This is a genomic window from Dechloromonas sp. ZS-1 (assembly GCF_039649255.1).
Classification (GTDB): domain Bacteria; phylum Pseudomonadota; class Gammaproteobacteria; order Burkholderiales; family Rhodocyclaceae; genus Azonexus.
Genome location: NZ_JBDIYD010000004.1, coordinates 112,652 through 128,279 on the forward strand (window position 1 = coordinate 112,652; position 15,628 = coordinate 128,279).

A 15,628-nucleotide genomic window follows, 5' to 3' on the forward strand; every position below is an offset into this window, starting at 1 on the left:
AAAACGCCATGAAACGACTGTTGACCGCAGCCCTCACCCCGCTTTTCACCGCCTTGCTGGCGCTCTGCCTGAGCCAGGCCGCCCAGGCCGGCGTCAAGATCGAACACTGGACCACGAGCGGCGGCGCCCGCGTCCAGTTTGTCGAAAGCAAGGTCCTGCCGATGCTCGACGTGCAGGTCGACTTTGGCGCCGGCTCGATGTTCGACCCGGACGGCAAAGCCGGCCTGGCCGCACTGACCCGTGCCGTGCTTGACCTCGGCGCCGGCGCCCGCGACGAAAGCCAGATCGCCGAACAACTCGCCGACCTCGGTGCCACGCTCGGCGGCGGCGCCGATACCGACCGCGCCAGCGTCGCCCTGCGCACGCTCTCGGACAAGGCCAAACGTGACATCGCCCTGAGCATCCTGCGCGACGTCCTGCATCAGCCGCGCTTCGATGCCGCCATCTTCGAGCGCGAAAAGGCCCGCACCATCGCCGCCCTGAAAGACGCCCTGACCCGCCCCGACGCCATCGCCGGCAAGGCCTTCTGGGCAGCCCTCTACCCGGCGCACCCCTACGGCAAGCAGGCGACGCCGGAAAGCGTCGCAGCACTCAGCCGCGACGACCTGGCTGCCTTCTATCGCGCCCATTACACCGTCGGCAACGCCAGCATTACCCTGGTGGGCGACCTCTCCCGACGCGACGCCGAGCAGATCGCCGAACGGATCGCCCAAGGCCTGCCGACAGGCCGCCCCCCCGAGTTGCCGGTGATGCCGCAAGCACTGACCGGCCAGGACGTGCGCATTGCCCATCCGGCCAGCCAGGCCCATGTCTATCTGGGCATGCCGGCCATCGAGCGCGGCCACCCTGACTTTTTCCCGCTCATCGTCGGCAACTACACCCTGGGCGGCGGCGGTTTCGTCTCGCGCCTGATGAAGGAAGTGCGCGACAAACGCGGCTATGCCTACAGCGTCTACAGCTACTTCGCCCCGCTCAAGCAGCCCGGCCCCTTCCAGATCGGCCTGCAGACCCAGCGCAAGCAAGCCGGCGACGCCCTCAAGCTGGCCCGCGACATCCTGCTCGATTTCGTGCAAAACGGCCCGACCGAAGAAGAACTGGCCGCCGCACAAGCCAACCTGACCGGCAGCTTCCCGCTGCGCCTGGACAGCAACAAGAAACTGCTCGATAACGTCGCGGCCATCGCCTTTTATGGCCTGCCCTTCGATTACCTCGACCAGTATCAGGACAAAATCCGGGCGGTCACGGTCGACGACGTGAAGGCGGCTTTTTCCCGCCACATCCGCGCAGACAGCCTGATCACCGTGACGGTGGCCGGCGAATGAACAGCGTGCGCATCGTCGGCGGCGAATTCCGTCGCCGCGTCCTGCGCTTTCCGGACAGCGAAGGCCTGCGCCCAACGCCCGACCGCGTCCGCGAGACGCTGTTCAACTGGCTCGGCCAGGAACTCGATGGCTGGCACTGCCTCGACCTCTTTGCCGGAAGCGGCGCGCTGGGCTTCGAAGCGGCCTCACGCGGCGCCGAACGCGTCGTGATGCTGGAGAAGATGCCGCGAGTTCTGGCCGCGTTGCATGAAAACCACGAATTGCTCCATAAACCCGATGCGGTGGAGATCGTTCGCGGGGATGCGCTACAATATTTGGCCGCAACGACGGCGAAATTCGACCTGATCTTCCTCGACCCCCCTTACAACAAGGGCTGGATCGACAAATTGAGCCCGGGCCTGCCCCGGATTCTGAAGGACGACGGTCAACTTTACGTCGAAGCGGAATACGAAATCACCTCGCTCGGTGCGTGGCACACGGTACGCCACGGCAAAGCGGGAGAAGTCCACTTTCATTTGTTACGGCGGGAAGCTTGAGCAAACTCGATCATCGCGTAGCGATCTATCCGGGCACTTTTGACCCGATGACCCGCGGCCACGAAGACCTGGTCCGCCGTGCCGCCAGCCTGTTCGACCGCGTCATCCTGGCGATTGCCGAGAGCCCGAGCAAGCAGCCCCGTTTCTCGCTCGCCGAACGCGTCGAGATGGCGAAGGAAATTCTCGGTGACGTGCCAAACGTCGAGATCGTGGGCTTCAACACCCTGCTCATGAACTTCGTTCACGAAATGGGCGCCAAGGTTATCGTGCGCGGCCTGCGCGCCGTTTCGGACTTCGAATACGAATTCCAGATGGCCGGCATGAACCGCAGCCTCTACCCGGAAGTCGAAACCGTGTTCCTGACGCCGGGCGAACAGTACATGTTCATTTCTGCCACCATGGTGCGCGAAATCGCACGCCTTGGGGGCGATGTCAGTAAATTCGTTCAGCCCTGCGTTGAACGCCGCCTTCGGGCAAAATCTTCAGTCAATTAAGAGAGGAAGGACAGTCATGTCTCTGATCATCACCGACGAGTGCATCAACTGCGACGTTTGCGAACCCGAGTGCCCGAACGAGGCCATTTCCCAGGGCGCCGAGATCTACCAGATCGATCCGAACAAGTGCACGGAATGCGTCGGTCACTACGACGAACCGCAGTGCGTCCAGGTCTGCCCGGTTGACTGCATCCCGAAGGATCCGGGCAACGTCGAGAACGAAGATCAGCTCTGGAGCAAGTACGAGAAGCTGACCGGCAACAAGCGCCCCTGAGCGCCGGGGCCCCGGCCCCTTGCCTGGCTGCGAGCACAACCGGCCAACAAAAAACCCGCGACCGAAATCGCGGGTTTTTTCATGGTCGACCGCCGGACGATGACGCCACGGCGGTGATTGTCATTCAGGCAGCGGCGCGCACCGGCTCCGCCTCCGGACCAAGCAAGCCCTGCACGCCCTGCACCATGCCACCCAAGGCACCGACCTGCTGCTGCAGGCTCTTGTCGACGCTCTCCAGCTCGGCAATCCGCTCCTCCAGCGTATCCGTCGCCTGATGAATGCGGCGGATGCTTTCAAGACGGCGTTTCAGCTGGATCTGATGCTCGCGCACCTGCGTCTCCATCGGCGCCATGACCGCGCGCAACCAGGCTTCCGCATCCCGGTTAGCGTGCTCGAAAGCACGCCGGACCTGGACCGCCACCTCCTCGAAGAACTTCTGCGTGATGTTCTTCTTGTCGTTGGTCAGCAGACTGACCATCGAGTTGAGATGGCTGTCGCACCAGGCTTCGAGACGATCCAGCTCCTTTTCGTAACGGAGCAGCGAAAAGCGCGGCGGCACGCCGAGCTTCAAGCCGTGTTCGACTGAAAATTTCTTGTAGACCGCATCCATCATGGAGAGGATTTCGTCGACCTCACCGCTCGACTGCTTGAGCGCCTGACGCGCCCGCATGAAGAAGGTGACCATCGCATCCGAGAGCGACTTGGAAAACACCGCGCCCTGCATGGTCTCGCGGGTTTCCTGCGTGACCTGGCGCAGGCTGTCCATGCCCATGTGGGCGAACAATTTGTTCGTCAGGGTCGTAAACACACTCCGCACGGCATGGTAACGCTGCAGGCCGGACTCGAACTCGTCCTTCTCCGCCCGCACCTTGCCCATCATGTACTCGACCACCCCCTTGTTCTTGCCGCGCAGCTCGGTGAGCTCGGACAACTGCTCGTGCAGGCTGCCCAGACGGGCATCGAGCAGCCCGCGCACGCGTTGCGCCACTTCGCCGAAATCGGCACGCGTGCTATCGCAGACCAGATCCCGCTTGGCCGGCAGCAACTCGCCGGAGAGCGCCGATTCCAGAGTTTCCAGGCGGCTGCGCGCCAGCAGGTCGGCATCCTGATTGATCTTTGCCACCAGCGCCTTCTGGGCGGACACCGGAAAAACCTGCGCCACGTCGATATTCAGCACACTCGCGCATTGCGCCGCCTGACGCTGAATCTCGGCTTCAATTTCTTCCGGACGCTTCAGCTCATCCCACTGACCGTCAATCTTGTTGAGCACCACCATGCGCCCGCGCCGGCTGGTTCCGCCACCGTCGATGTGCTCTTTCCAGATCTGCAGGTCAGACTGGGTCACCCCGGTATCCGCCGCCAGGATGAACAGCACGGCGTGGGCATTCGGCAGCAGGGCGAGCGTCAGCTCCGGCTCGGCACCGATCGCATTCAGCCCCGGCGTATCAAGGATGACCAGCCCTTGCTTGAGCAGCGGATGCGGGAAATTGATCATCGCGTGGCGCCAGCTCGGTACCTCGACCAAGCCATCCTCGCCCACCTCGTACAGTCCCCCGTTGCCCGCCTCCAGCGAAAAGCCCAGACGGGCAGCTTCATCCGGCGTCACGCGGATCGTCTCGCTGACGTGACGCAGGGCCTCCTGCATGGCATCCGGCGACTGAACATCGAGCAGCAGGCGGCGCCACTCGTCCGGGTAGGACTTGTATTCGGAAACGCTGGAATTGGTGCCGCGCGTCATGATCGGCAGCAACTCGATGCACGGCGGCTTGGCGGCATCGAACAGCAACTCGGTCGGACACATCGTGGTCCGCCCCGCCGAGGACGGCAGCATGCGGCTGCCCAGCTCGGCGAAGAAAATGGCATTGATGAGTTCAGACTTGCCGCGCGAAAACTCCGCGACAAACGCGACATTCAGGCGATCCTCGCGCAGGCGGTCCTGCAACTGGGTCAGGCGCAAATCGGTCTGCCCGTCGGACAATTCATTCTGCGTCAGCCAGCCCTGAAACTGGGCGATGTGGCTGGATAGCTCCCCCCGCCAGGCGGTATAGGCGGCAAACTGGTTAGCCAGGGACATGGTTCGTATCCGTCTCATGCAATCGGAACAAGCAATTTAGCACAAGCGCACCGGGTTTTCCGACGGTCAACGCTGGCAAGCAGGGCAATAATAGGTCGAGCGCCCGGCCTGGCGCACTTGCCGCACCTGCCCGCCGCAACGCAGGCAATCCAGCCCGGCGCGATCATAGACGGCGGCCTGAATCTGGAAGCAGCCCGCGCCCCCGTCGCTATGCACATAATCGCGAATACTGCTGCCGCCGGCGGCAATGGCCGTTTCCAGGGTATGCCGGATGGCCGGCACCAGGATGGCAATCCGGTCGCGGCTGATCCGGTTGGCCGCCCGCAAGGGAGAAATCCCCGCCCGGAACAAACTTTCCGCAGCGTAGATGTTGCCGATGCCGACCACCAGATGACTGTCCATCAGCACCGGCTTGATCGGCCCGCTGCGCCTGGCGCACTGGGCATGCAGCCAATCGGCGGAAAACGCCTCGGACAAGGGTTCCAGCCCTTGCACCGCGAGCAGCGGGTGTTGATCGCTCAGCGCGGGCGGCCCGTCTTGCCAGAGCACCACGCCAAAACGCCGGGGGTCGGCGAGACGCAGGCTTTGCTTTGGCAAGACCAGCTCGAAGTGGTCATGCTTCTCCGGCGGCTGCGCCGTCGGCACGAAACGCAGATTGCCCGACATGCCCAGATGGATGATCAGACTGCCGGTCACCCCCGACCCCTGGCAATCCACCAGCAGATACTTGCCCCGACGCCGGACGCCGACGACACGACACCCCGGCAGCAGGCCTTTCAGTTCCTGCGGGATGGGGTGACGCAAGCGGGGCGCCCGGATCATCACGGCGAGGATTTCCTCGCCCAGCAACTCCGGCTCGATCCCGCGACGACAGACCTCCACTTCCGGCAATTCAGGCATTCGCTTGTTCCTCCGACAAAACCCACATAACATCGCAAACCAATCCGATTTTATGCGTTCCAACGCGTCGCCCGTCCCGTTTTTCGAAAGTACGCCATGCGCCTCAAGCCTCTCGCCGCCGCCCTGACCCTGCTCGTCGGGACCAGCCTGCCTTTGATGGCCGTGGCGGAAGCCCCCGCCAAGGCGGCGAAGCGACCGGCCGCCAGCCGGGAGCAGGCAAGCAGCAGCGGCGAAGACGTGATGGCGCGCACGGTATTTCAAACCCTGCTCGGCGAAATCGCCCTGCAGCGCGGCGACGTCCGTCTCGGGCTCGATGCCTGGAGCGATCTGGCCCAGCGCACCCGCGACCCGAAAGTCATCGCCCGCGCCACCGAAGTCGCCGGCCTGGCCCGCCAGTATGATCAGGCACTCGACCTGGCCAAGCTCTGGCTGAGCGTCGAGCCCGAATCGGCCAAGGCGCGCCAGATGCACGCCTCGCTGCTTGTCCTGGCCAATCGCCTGGACGAACTGGCACCGCAACTGACCCGCGTACTGGAGGAAGACCCAGCCAATCTCGCTGCCAATCTGCTCCAGCTGAATCGCATCCTCGGACGCATCCCGGACAAAAAGGCCAGCCAACGCCTCATCGACCAGCTGACCCAGCCCTACGCGCTCCTGCCGGAGGCGCATTTCGCCCGCGCCCAGGCGGCCCTCTCGGCAGGCGACGAATTCCGCGCCCTCAACGAAACCGAAAAAGCGCTGCAACTACGCCCGGATTGGGAAATGGCTGCCGTTGCCCGCGCCCAGCTGCAAGCCCGACCGGCGCCGGCCAATGCCATTGAAGGACTGCAGCGCTTTGTTCAGCAGCAGCCTGGCGCCCGCGAGGCCCGCCTGATGCTGGCCCGCCTGCTCATCAGCGAACGTCGCTACGACGATGCGCGGACCCAGTACACCCGCCTGCTCGACGACGCGCCAACGGCCCCCGACGCCCTCTACCCGGCAGCCATGCTGGCCCTGCAGCAAGGCGATGCCAAGCAGGGACGCGCCCTGCTCGAACGCCTGCTGGCCACCGACTACCCGGACAAGCACACCCTGCATTTTTTCCTCGGCCAGCTGGAGGAAGAAAGCGGCCAGCCGGATGCGGCCCTCAGCCATTACCGTCAGGTCGGCGGCGGCGAACAGTTCATCGTTGCCCGCTCCCGCGCCGCCCAGCTGCTGCAGCAGGCAGGCCGCCTCGAGGAAGGCCGCGCCCTCTTGCACAGCACCGCCGCCAGCGGCAACGAAAAAGTGCAACTGCTGCTCACCGAGGCCCAGCTGCTGCGCAATGCCGGCCAGGACAAGGAAGCGCTGACGCTGCTCGAAGCCGCGCTCAAGCGCCAGCCGGATAATCTTGAACTGCTCTACGACACCGCCCTGCTCGCCGAACGGACGGGCAAGCCGGAGGTGCTCGAACAACGCATCCGTCACCTGCTGCACCTCAAACCGGATCATCCGCACGGTCTAAATGCCTTGGGCTATTCCCTCGCCGACCGTGGCATCCGTCTTGATGAAGCCGAGCAACTGATCGCCAAGGCCGTCCGCCTGGCACCGGAAGACCCGTTCATCCTCGATAGCCTGGGCTGGGTCTTTTTCCGCCAGGGGCGCCACGAGGAAGCACTGAGCACCTTGCAGCGCGCTTTCAAGATGAAAGCCGATCCGGAAATCGCCGCCCACCTCGCCGAAGTGCTATGGACAGTCGGCCGCCGTGATGAAGCGCAGCGCCTGCTCAGCGACACGCTGCGCGCCCACCCGGACAACAGCGTACTCAAGAGTACCCGCCAGAAGCTGCAGCCCTGAACGCCGTCGTGCCACTGCTCCGCCGTCTGTCCTGGGTTGCCGCCCTCGCCGCCACGGTGCTGCTCAGCGCCTGCAGCACGCTGCCCCGCCCTGCGCTGCCGGAACGCACGGCCTGGCAGGACTTTGCGCTCACCGCCCGGTTTGCACTGACCAGCCGCCAACCGGGCGAGGCTGAACAGAAGGCCGGCGGTCGACTCGATTGGCGGCACCAAAATGATGGGGATGAGATCCTGATCGCCAACCCGATCGGCATCGGCCTCGCCCGCCTCGACAGCCGTCCTGGCGAAGCCCGCCTGGAAACGGGGGATGGTCGCCGCTTTGTCGCAGACGACCCCGAACAGTTGCTGTTCGACGTCCTCGGCCAGGCCCTGCCGGTCCGCCAACTCCCCCGCTGGCTGCTCGGCCGGACCAGCGCGGACGGCCAATTGCAGCGCGACCCGCAAGGCCGGCCCAGCCGCCTGGAGGAAGCCGGCTGGCGCATCGACTACAGCTACGACGACGAGGCCCCGGGCAGCTTGCCGAGCCGCCTCCACCTGCGCCAGGGCGAACACATCGACCTGCGCCTGCGCATCGAAGAATGGAAATCCGCACCATGACTGACCACCCCGCCGACTGGACCTGGGACAGCCTGTGGCCCGCCCCGGCCAAGCTCAATCTCTTCCTGCACGTGACCAGCCGCCGCAGCGACGGCTACCACCTGCTGCAAACGGTGTTCCGCTTCATCGACCGTGCCGACACGCTGCGCTTTGCGCCGCGCGATGATGACGCCATCGTCCTCGCCACGCCGACGCCCGGCGTGCCGCCCGACAGCGACCTGACCGTGCGCGCAGCCCGCCTGCTCCAGACCCATACCGGCTGCCGCCAGGGCGCCACCCTGTATCTCGACAAATGCCTGCCCATGGGCGGCGGCCTGGGCGGCGGCTCCTCCGATGCCGCCACGGTGCTGCTCGCCCTCAATCACCTCTGGCAGACCGGCGTCGCGCGCACCGAACTGGAACAACTGGGCCTGCAGCTGGGTGCGGACGTGCCCGTGTTCGTGCATGGCCGCAACACCTTCGCGGAAGGCGTCGGCGAAGCCTTCACCGACGTCACCCTGCCACCTGCCTGGTATGTGGTCCTGCATCCGCCGGTCAACGTGCCGACGGCAGCCATTTTCGGCGCACCGGAATTGCCGCGTGCGACACCGCGCATCAACCCGGCGGACTGGCAGCCCGGCCAGGGCCACAATGATCTCGAAGGCGTCGCCTGCGCACGCTTTCCGGCGGTTGCCGAACATCTGGCCTGGCTCAAGCAGCACGCACCGGGCGCCATGATGACCGGCTCCGGCGCCTGCGTCTTTGCCGAATTCAACGATCGCACCCAGGCAGAACGTACGCTTGCCAGCCTGCCGTCCGGCATGTCGGGCTGGCTGGCTGCCGGGCTCGCCGAACACCCGATCGCGAAAATTTAAAAAAAGAGTAGACACATCCCGAAAAGCCGCCTACAATGCGCGCCTCGTTCAGTTGCAAACACAAACGAACGAAACAGCTGGGGAGTCGCCAAGTTGGTCAAGGCACCGGATTTTGATTCCGGCATTCGAAGGTTCGAATCCTTCTTCCCCAGCCAGAATTTCTCGGGCAGACCCTCAGCACAAAACCTGAGTCTGCCCGTTTTCCATTGTGGCACCGCAAAAATGCAAATGCCCTGAAGGATGTTGATATGGCCTACAACAGCTTGATGGTCTTCACCGGCAACGCCAATCCCAAACTGGCAGCCGAGGTTGCAAAACACCTGAATGTCGACCTCGGTCGCGCCAACGTCGGTCGTTTCTCCGATGGAGAAGTCAGCGTCGAACTCCAGGAACATGTCCGCGGTCGCGACATCTTCGTGCTGCAATCGACCTGCGCCCCGACCAACGACAACCTGATGGAACTGCTGGTTGTCGTCGACGCGCTGAAGCGCGCTTCCGCCGGTCGCGTCACCGCCGCCATCCCCTATTTCGGCTATGCCCGCCAGGATCGCCGTTCGCGCTCCTCCCGCGTGCCCATCGCCGCCAAGCTGGTCGCCAACATGCTCGCCGCCTCCGGCGTCGACCGCGTGCTGACCATGGACCTCCACGCCGAACAGATCCAGGGCTTCTTCGACATTCCGGTCGATAACGTCTACGCCCTGCCGATCCTGCTGGAAGACATCCAGAAGCAGAATTACGAAAACCCGATGGTCGTCTCGCCGGACCACGGTGGCGTGGTGCGCGCCCGCTCGCTGGCCAAGCGCCTCGAGTGCGATCTCGCCATCATCGACAAGCGCCGCCCGAAGGCCAACGTTTCCGAAGTGATGAACATCATCGGTGAGGTCGAAGGCCGCACCTGCATCATCATGGACGATATGGTCGACACCGCTGGCACCCTGTGCAAGGCCGCCACGGCCCTGAAGCAGCACGGCGCCAAGAAGGTTGTCGCCTACTGCACGCACCCGGTTCTCTCCGGCCCGGCCGTCGAGCGCGTCAATACCTCCGACCTGGATTCCCTGGTCGTGACCGACACCATTCCGCTGCGCGATGACGCGGCCAACTGCCCGCGCATCCGCCAACTGACGGTCGCCGAGCTGATGGCCGAGACGATCCGCCGCATCAGCAACGATGACTCCGTGTCCTCGCTGTTCATCGACTAAGTTTTTTAAACCTTCCCGATCTGGTCGCGGTTCGGGAAATCTATTGGAGTAAAACCATGCAATTCGAAGTTATCGCTTCTGCACGCAGCGTCCAGGGTTCGGGTGCGAGCCGCCGCCTGCGCCGTGCCGGCACCGTTCCGGGCATCGTCTACGGTGGCGAAGCCGCCCCGGTCGCCATCGAAACCCACCACAACGACCTGCTGCTGAAGATGAAGAAGGAAGCCTTCCACTCTTCCATCATCAACCTGGTCATCGATGGCAAGAAGGAACAAGTCCTGCTGCGCGACTACCAGACGCACGCTTACAAGCAACTGATCCTGCACGTGGACTTCCAGCGCGTTGACGCTACCCACGAACTGCACATCAAGGTGCCGCTGCACTTCACCAACGAAGAAAATGCCCCGGGCGTCAAGCTGGGCGGCGGTCTGGTGAACCACGTCACCACCGAACTGGACATCCACTGTCTGGCCAAGGATCTGCCGGAGTTCATCGAAGTTGACCTCGGCGCCATGAAGGTCGGCGAAAACATCCACGCCTCCCAGATCAAGCTGCCGGCTGGCGTTGCGCTGGTCAAGCACGGCGAAGACGACCCGATCGTGGTCAGCATCGTCGGCAAGGGCGGCGCCCAGGCTGCCGAAGGCGAAGCTGCCGCCGAGTAATCCGCGCGCTCCGCTATACTCTGGCCGCCGCAGGCATCTCGCCCCGGCGGCCTTTTCACGACGGTACGCATGACCACACCCCGCCTGATCGTCGGCCTCGGCAACCCCGGGCCGGAATACGAAGCCACCCGACATAATGTCGGCTTCTGGTTTGTCGACCGTCTGGCCGACACGCTGAAAGTCAGCCTTGCCCCGCAGGCCAAGTTCTACGGCAAGGCGGCGCGCGCCGGCGACCTCTGGCTGCTGCAGCCAAGCACGTTCATGAACCGCTCCGGGCAGGCCGTCGCCGCCCTCGCAAACTTCTACAAGATTTCACCGGCCGAGATTCTCGTCATTCACGACGAACTCGACCTGCCGCCGGGCGGCATCCGCCTGAAGCAAGGCGGTGGCAACGGCGGCCACAACGGCCTGAAGGACATCCAGGCCAAGCTCGGCACGCCGGATTTCTGGCGCCTGCGCCTTGGCATCGGCCATCCGCGCACACTCGGCCTGTCCCAGCAGGTTGCTGATTTCGTCCTGCATCAGCCGCGCAAGGAAGAATTGCCGGATATCGAGCAGGCCCTCCATCGCTGCCACCTCGCGTGGCCCCGTATCGCCGCCGGGGATTACGCCGGCGCCCAGCAGCAGTTGCACGGCAAAGCCGTCTGAACTGCGTGATCCCTGACTTCCCGAAGGAAAAAACATGTCTTTGAAATGCGGTATCGTCGGCCTGCCCAACGTCGGCAAATCCACCCTCTTCAACGCGCTGACCAAGGCCGGCATCGAAGCGGCCAACTACCCGTTCTGTACCATCGAGCCGAACGTCGGCATCGTTGAAGTGCCGGATCCGCGCCTCGCCCAGCTCTCCGAGATCGTCAAGCCGCAGAAAATCCAGCCGGCCATCGTCGAATTCGTCGACATCGCCGGCCTGGTCGCCGGCGCCTCCAAGGGCGAAGGCCTGGGCAACCAGTTCCTGGCCAACATCCGCGAGACCGATGCCATCGTGCACGTCGTGCGCTGCTTCGACGATCCGAACGTGATCCACGTTTCCGGCAGCGTCGATCCGATCCGCGACATCGAAGTGATCGACACGGAATTGGCCCTCGCCGACATGTCGACCGTCGAGAAGGCCCTCAATCGCTACAAGCGCCCCGCCAACTCGGGCGACAAGGAAGCCAAGATCCTGGTCGCCGTGCTGGAAAAGTGCTTCGCCCAGCTCGACCAGGGCAAGGCCGTGCGCGCCCTCGATCTCTCCAAGGAAGAATGGAACAGCCTCAAGCCCTTCTGCCTGATCACCGCCAAGCCGGTGCTCTACGCAGCCAACGTGGCCGAGGATGGTTTCACCGACAACCCGCTGCTCGCCAAGGTTGAAGCCCACGCCGCCGCCGAAGGGTCGCAGGTCGTCGCCCTGTGCGCCTCGATCGAAGCCGAGATCGCCGACCTGGACGACGCCGACAAGGCCGAATTCCTGGAATCCATGGGCCTGCACGAAGCCGGTCTCGACCGACTGATCCGCGCCGGCTACAAGCTCCTCGGCCTGCAGACCTACTTCACGGCCGGAGTCAAGGAAGTGCGCGCCTGGACCATCCACGCCGGCGACACCGCCCCGCAAGCGGCGGGCGTCATCCACACTGACTTCGAACGCGGCTTCATCCGCGCCCAGACCATCGCCTTCGACGATTTCATCCAGTACAAGGGCGAATCCGGCGCCAAGGAAGCCGGCAAGATGCGCGCCGAAGGCAAGGAATACATCGTCAAGGATGGCGACGTGCTGAACTTCCTGTTCAACGTCTAAGCCGCCTGCCGATCCCGGCAGACTTGGCCGGATGACAAAAACCCCGTCACGCTCAGCGATGACGGGGTTTTTTATATCCTTTTTAGGCATGCCGCCCCAGGACGGGCCAGCCGCTGAGGCAAATCCCGGAGACCCCGCGCAGCGATACCGCTGACGACAATCAAGCCATGCCGTAACGGCGCGCCGCATCCACCGCCAGGCCCGCGCCAATGCTCCCGAACAGGTCTCCCTCGACCACCTTGGCCTGGGGAAACAAGGCCGCGATACGCCGACGCAGCAAAGGAATTCCGCTGGATCCCCCGGTGAAGAAGACAGTGTCGATACCGGAAGCCGTCACGCCCGCCTCCGGCAGCAACCGAGCCACCGCGCCCTCGATTTTTTCAACCAGGGCCTGCGCGGCCACATCAAACTGGCTGCGCGTGATCAGCGCCTGCTGGCCCGGCGAAAATCGCGCCAATGAAAGCTCGGCGGTTTCCTGATTGGAAAGGGCAATTTTGACGCCTTCAACCTGATGCGCCAGCCAATGTCCGGCCCGGTCCCGGATCAAGGCCAGGAGGCGCTCCATGCGCTCGGGCACCGTGCTTTCAAGACAGAGGCGCTGCTGTTCGGCCCAGACCTGGCGGGTGTAGGCAAAGTTGATGGTGTGCCAGGTGGCCAGATTGAAATAAATGCTGGACGGCATTTCCCGACCACTCTTCAAGGGGCTGCGATGTCCCAACAGGGGCATCGCCTCGGCCAAGCTCAACTGTTTGTCGAAGTCGGTGCCGCCGATGTGGATACCGTCATTGGCCAGCACATCGCTCCAGCGATCCGCCGCCCGGGCGCGCTCCGGGGAAAGCCGCACAATCGAGAAATCCGATGTCCCGCCGCCGATATCCGCCACCAGCACCACTTCTTCCCGGGCCAGACTGGTTTCGTAATGAAAGGCCGCGGCAATCGGCTCATACTGGAAGCTGACCTCCTTGAAGCCCACCGCACATGCGATCTCACCCAGCGTGGTTTCAGCCAGGCGGTCCGCAACGGTATCGTCATCCACGAAATGCACCGGCCGCCCGAAAACGGACTGATCGAACGCACGCCCGGCGTGTGCCTCCGCCCGTTCCTTGAGCGTCCCGATGAACTGCGTCAGCAGGTCACGAAACCGGATGGCCCGGCCCTGAACTTCGGTTACCCCGTCAATCAGGCCACTGCCCAACAGGCTCTTCAGGGAGCGCATCAAACGCCCCTCATAGCCGTCGAGATAGTCCTGAAGCCCAGCCCGGCCAAAGCGGACCACATCCTCCTCGGCATTGAAGAAGACGACCGAGGGCAAGGTGGGCTTATCCTCTTCGAGCGGAAGCAGCGTGGTGTGCTGCGGCCTCAGCCAGCCAACGGTTGAGTTGGAGGTACCGAAGTCGATGCCGCAGGCGTGGGCGGAAACAGGTGAAACCATGGGGGTGCTTTTCGAAAGGGGCAGCGATGCTACTGCGCCCCTCGCCGCATGTCCAGAGACCTCGGCCTGAAGCGCGACTGACGGACAGCGCCCGGTCAGCGAATGACCTTGCGCCACTCCTGCTCGAAGTAACGCACCAACACCTGATTGTTCAGACGATTGACCTCAACCGGCACCCGCCCCATGTCAGCCGGAAAACGGAAGAGATCGGCCTGGGTTTCCGGGGTCAAAAAGCGGGTTTTTTCCGGGTCGACCGTCGCCGGCGCAAACTCACTCCGTCCGGCGAGGATGTAACCCCACTCACCGAACGAGGGCACCATGGCGTGATAGGGCGCCGTTTTCAGCCCCACCTCCTCCAGCGTCGCCACCACGCACCAGAACGATTGGCGGGCATAAAAAGGCGAGGTCGCCTGCACCACGAGGCGCCCATGCGCAGACAAGCGCTTTTCCAGCAGGCGATAAAACGCCGCCGTGTAGAGTTTGCCCAGCGCGAAATTATTGGGGTCGGGAAAATCCACCACGATGAAGTCATAGTGCGCGCGATCCCCCTCCAGCCATTGCGCGGCATCGGCATTGATGACCTGAACGCGGGGGTCGCTCAAGGCACCGTGATTCAGCGCCACCAGCGCCGGTGCCGTGGCAAACAGCCGGGTCATGGCCGCATCGAGGTCGACCAGGGCCACGGACTCGATCTTCGGGTACTTCAGGATTTCCCGCACCGCCAGCCCATCGCCACCGCCCAGCACCAGCACGCGCCGCGCCCCGGGCAGGCTCGACAGGCCGGGATGGACCAGCGCTTCGTGGTAGCGGTATTCATCGTGCGAAGAAAACTGCAGGTTGCCATTCAGGAAGAGACGCAGATCGTCCCGCCAGCGCGTCACCACGATGCGCTGATAGGGGGTGCTTTCGGCATGGATGATCTCATCCGCGTAGACATGCTGCTCGGCCAGGTCGGTCAGCTGCCCGGCCCCGACAAAGCCGGCCACCAAGAGCGCCATCGCGCCGCCCGCCTGAATCCGCAACAGATGCCGTCCCGGCAATTGAGCCCGGAACAGATGCAGGGCCCAGAAGGCCACGGCGACATTGAGCAGCCCGAACAACAAGGCGGTCCGCATCATCCCCAGATGCGGCGCAAGCACCAGCGGAAAGAGGACGGACACGGCGAGCGCCCCGAGGTAATCGAAGGTCAGCACCTGCGACACCAGATCCTTGAACGCCAGGTCGCGCTTCAGGATGCGCATGACCAGCGGAATTTCCAGGCCAACCAGGACGCCCACCCCGAACACGGCGAGGTAGAGCAGCAATTTGAAGGCGCCGCCCAGGTAGGTGAAGATCAGAAAGAGGCCGACCGCCGAAAAGCCCCCCAGCACCCCAACCAGCAGTTCGATGCGAATGAAGGTGACCACCAGATCACGCGTCACGTACTTCGAGAGCCAGGAACCCACCCCCATGGCAAACAGGTAACAGCCGATCACCGTTGAGAACTGCATGACCGAGTCGCCCAGGAGGTAGGACGACAGGGCGCCCGCCACCAGTTCGTAGGCGAGACCGCAGGAGGCAATGACAAAGACGGAAAGCAGGAGGGCGTGTTGCATGGAACGCGATGCTACCGGGATTCCGGCCCCTTGGCGCGCCTTCCGGCGCAGGGCGGCATGAAAATTATCCCGCTAAGCCCCTGTTTCTGCGAAAATAGCTGCCC

15 protein-coding genes and 1 tRNA gene are annotated in these 15,628 nt (G+C 63.9%); 12 read left to right on the plus strand and 4 right to left on the minus strand.

Going from position 1 to position 15,628, the window contains the following annotated elements; translation table 11 throughout:
* Positions 1-8: 8 nt before the first annotated feature.
* The 4 genes from AACO21_RS07930 to AACO21_RS07945 are packed head-to-tail and all read left to right on the plus strand — an operon-like array spanning position 9 to position 2,626.
* Complete coding sequence (locus AACO21_RS07930; RefSeq protein ID WP_346191976.1) at positions 9-1,322, plus strand: pitrilysin family protein; 1,314 nt, start codon at positions 9-11, stop codon at positions 1,320-1,322.
* Positions 1,319-1,858 (plus strand): 16S rRNA (guanine(966)-N(2))-methyltransferase RsmD, encoded by a 540-nt coding sequence (rsmD, locus tag AACO21_RS07935; protein ID WP_346191977.1) that lies wholly within the window; start codon positions 1,319-1,321, stop codon positions 1,856-1,858. Before AACO21_RS07930 ends, rsmD begins: the two co-directional genes overlap by 4 nt.
* The gene (gene coaD / locus AACO21_RS07940; protein WP_346191978.1) at positions 1,855-2,352 is read left to right on the plus strand and encodes a pantetheine-phosphate adenylyltransferase; all 498 of its coding nucleotides are present in this window, start codon (positions 1,855-1,857) and stop codon (positions 2,350-2,352) included. Before rsmD ends, coaD begins: the two co-directional genes overlap by 4 nt.
* Before the next feature lie 16 nt (positions 2,353-2,368).
* Entirely contained in the window at positions 2,369-2,626 is a 258-nt protein-coding gene (locus tag AACO21_RS07945; RefSeq protein ID WP_346191979.1) for a YfhL family 4Fe-4S dicluster ferredoxin, read from the plus strand.
* Between the two features lie 124 nt (positions 2,627-2,750).
* On the opposite strand, the gene AACO21_RS07950 is transcribed toward AACO21_RS07945, so the two are convergent.
* A complete protein-coding gene (locus AACO21_RS07950) occupies positions 2,751-4,700 on the minus strand; it encodes a dynamin family protein (RefSeq protein WP_346191980.1) in 1,950 nt (649 codons plus the stop codon).
* A 66-nt stretch (positions 4,701-4,766) separates the two neighbouring features.
* Positions 4,767-5,600 carry a bifunctional DNA-formamidopyrimidine glycosylase/DNA-(apurinic or apyrimidinic site) lyase gene (gene mutM / locus AACO21_RS07955; RefSeq protein WP_346191981.1) on the minus strand — a complete coding sequence of 278 codons (834 nt, stop codon included), beginning with the start codon at positions 5,598-5,600 and terminating at the stop codon, positions 4,767-4,769.
* Between the two features lie 96 nt (positions 5,601-5,696).
* On the opposite strand from mutM, the gene AACO21_RS07960 reads away from it, so the two are divergent.
* The 8 genes from AACO21_RS07960 to ychF all read left to right on the plus strand — a co-directional run bounded on the left by AACO21_RS07960 (position 5,697) and on the right by ychF (position 12,497).
* Positions 5,697-7,415: a tetratricopeptide repeat protein gene (locus AACO21_RS07960; RefSeq protein WP_346191982.1), complete on the plus strand. Its 1,719-nt coding sequence runs from the start codon at positions 5,697-5,699 to the stop codon at positions 7,413-7,415.
* An 8-nt stretch (positions 7,416-7,423) separates the two neighbouring features.
* Complete coding sequence (gene lolB / locus AACO21_RS07965) at positions 7,424-8,011, plus strand: lipoprotein insertase outer membrane protein LolB (RefSeq protein WP_346191983.1); 588 nt, start codon at positions 7,424-7,426, stop codon at positions 8,009-8,011.
* Positions 8,008-8,865: a 4-(cytidine 5'-diphospho)-2-C-methyl-D-erythritol kinase gene (gene ispE, locus AACO21_RS07970; RefSeq protein ID WP_346191984.1), complete on the plus strand. Its 858-nt coding sequence runs from the start codon at positions 8,008-8,010 to the stop codon at positions 8,863-8,865. The genes lolB and ispE overlap by 4 nt, the downstream gene beginning before the upstream one ends.
* A gap of 78 nt (positions 8,866-8,943) precedes the next feature.
* Positions 8,944-9,020: transfer RNA gene (locus AACO21_RS07975), tRNA-Gln, on the plus strand.
* 93 nt (positions 9,021-9,113) lie between these two features.
* Positions 9,114-10,064 carry a ribose-phosphate pyrophosphokinase gene (locus tag AACO21_RS07980; protein WP_346191985.1) on the plus strand — a complete coding sequence of 317 codons (951 nt, stop codon included), beginning with the start codon at positions 9,114-9,116 and terminating at the stop codon, positions 10,062-10,064.
* Positions 10,065-10,120: 56 nt separating this feature from the next.
* On the plus strand, positions 10,121-10,723 hold the full coding sequence (locus tag AACO21_RS07985; protein ID WP_346191986.1) for a 50S ribosomal protein L25/general stress protein Ctc: 603 nt from the start codon (positions 10,121-10,123) through the stop codon (positions 10,721-10,723).
* 69 nt (positions 10,724-10,792) lie between these two features.
* Positions 10,793-11,371, plus strand: a complete 579-nt coding sequence (gene pth / locus AACO21_RS07990; RefSeq protein ID WP_346191987.1) for an aminoacyl-tRNA hydrolase — start codon at positions 10,793-10,795, stop codon at positions 11,369-11,371.
* Positions 11,372-11,405: 34 nt separating this feature from the next.
* Positions 11,406-12,497, plus strand: a complete 1,092-nt coding sequence (ychF, locus tag AACO21_RS07995) for a redox-regulated ATPase YchF (RefSeq protein ID WP_346191988.1) — start codon at positions 11,406-11,408, stop codon at positions 12,495-12,497.
* A 160-nt stretch (positions 12,498-12,657) separates the two neighbouring features.
* On the opposite strand, the gene AACO21_RS08000 is transcribed toward ychF, so the two are convergent.
* Together AACO21_RS08000 and AACO21_RS08005 are read right to left on the minus strand one after the other, a co-directional pair.
* Positions 12,658-13,929 (minus strand): Hsp70 family protein, encoded by a 1,272-nt coding sequence (locus tag AACO21_RS08000; protein ID WP_346191989.1) that lies wholly within the window; start codon positions 13,927-13,929, stop codon positions 12,658-12,660.
* A 95-nt stretch (positions 13,930-14,024) separates the two neighbouring features.
* Entirely contained in the window at positions 14,025-15,524 is a 1,500-nt protein-coding gene (locus AACO21_RS08005; RefSeq protein WP_346191990.1) for a polyamine aminopropyltransferase, read from the minus strand.
* Positions 15,525-15,628: the final 104 nt, after the last annotated feature.

Bases quoted from the DNA above. Each gene is read 5' to 3' on its own strand.
- AACO21_RS07930 (WP_346191976.1), top strand. From the start codon at position 9: ATGAAACGACTGTTGACCGCAGCCCTCACCCCGCTTTTCACCGCCTTG.
- rsmD (WP_346191977.1), top strand. From the start codon at position 1,319: ATGAACAGCGTGCGCATCGTCGGCGGCGAATTCCGTCGCCGCGTCCTG.
- AACO21_RS07945 (WP_346191979.1), top strand. From the start codon at position 2,369: ATGTCTCTGATCATCACCGACGAGTGCATCAACTGCGACGTTTGCGAA.
- AACO21_RS07950 (WP_346191980.1), bottom strand. From the start codon at position 4,700: ATGTCCCTGGCTAACCAGTTTGCCGCCTATACCGCCTGGCGGGGGGAG.
- mutM (WP_346191981.1), bottom strand. From the start codon at position 5,600: ATGCCTGAATTGCCGGAAGTGGAGGTCTGTCGTCGCGGGATCGAGCCG.
- AACO21_RS07960 (WP_346191982.1), top strand. From the start codon at position 5,697: ATGCGCCTCAAGCCTCTCGCCGCCGCCCTGACCCTGCTCGTCGGGACC.
- ispE (WP_346191984.1), top strand. From the start codon at position 8,008: ATGACTGACCACCCCGCCGACTGGACCTGGGACAGCCTGTGGCCCGCC.
- AACO21_RS07980 (WP_346191985.1), top strand. From the start codon at position 9,114: ATGGCCTACAACAGCTTGATGGTCTTCACCGGCAACGCCAATCCCAAA.
- AACO21_RS07985 (WP_346191986.1), top strand. From the start codon at position 10,121: ATGCAATTCGAAGTTATCGCTTCTGCACGCAGCGTCCAGGGTTCGGGT.
- pth (WP_346191987.1), top strand. From the start codon at position 10,793: ATGACCACACCCCGCCTGATCGTCGGCCTCGGCAACCCCGGGCCGGAA.
- ychF (WP_346191988.1), top strand. From the start codon at position 11,406: ATGTCTTTGAAATGCGGTATCGTCGGCCTGCCCAACGTCGGCAAATCC.
- AACO21_RS08000 (WP_346191989.1), bottom strand. From the start codon at position 13,929: ATGGTTTCACCTGTTTCCGCCCACGCCTGCGGCATCGACTTCGGTACC.
- AACO21_RS08005 (WP_346191990.1), bottom strand. From the start codon at position 15,524: ATGCAACACGCCCTCCTGCTTTCCGTCTTTGTCATTGCCTCCTGCGGT.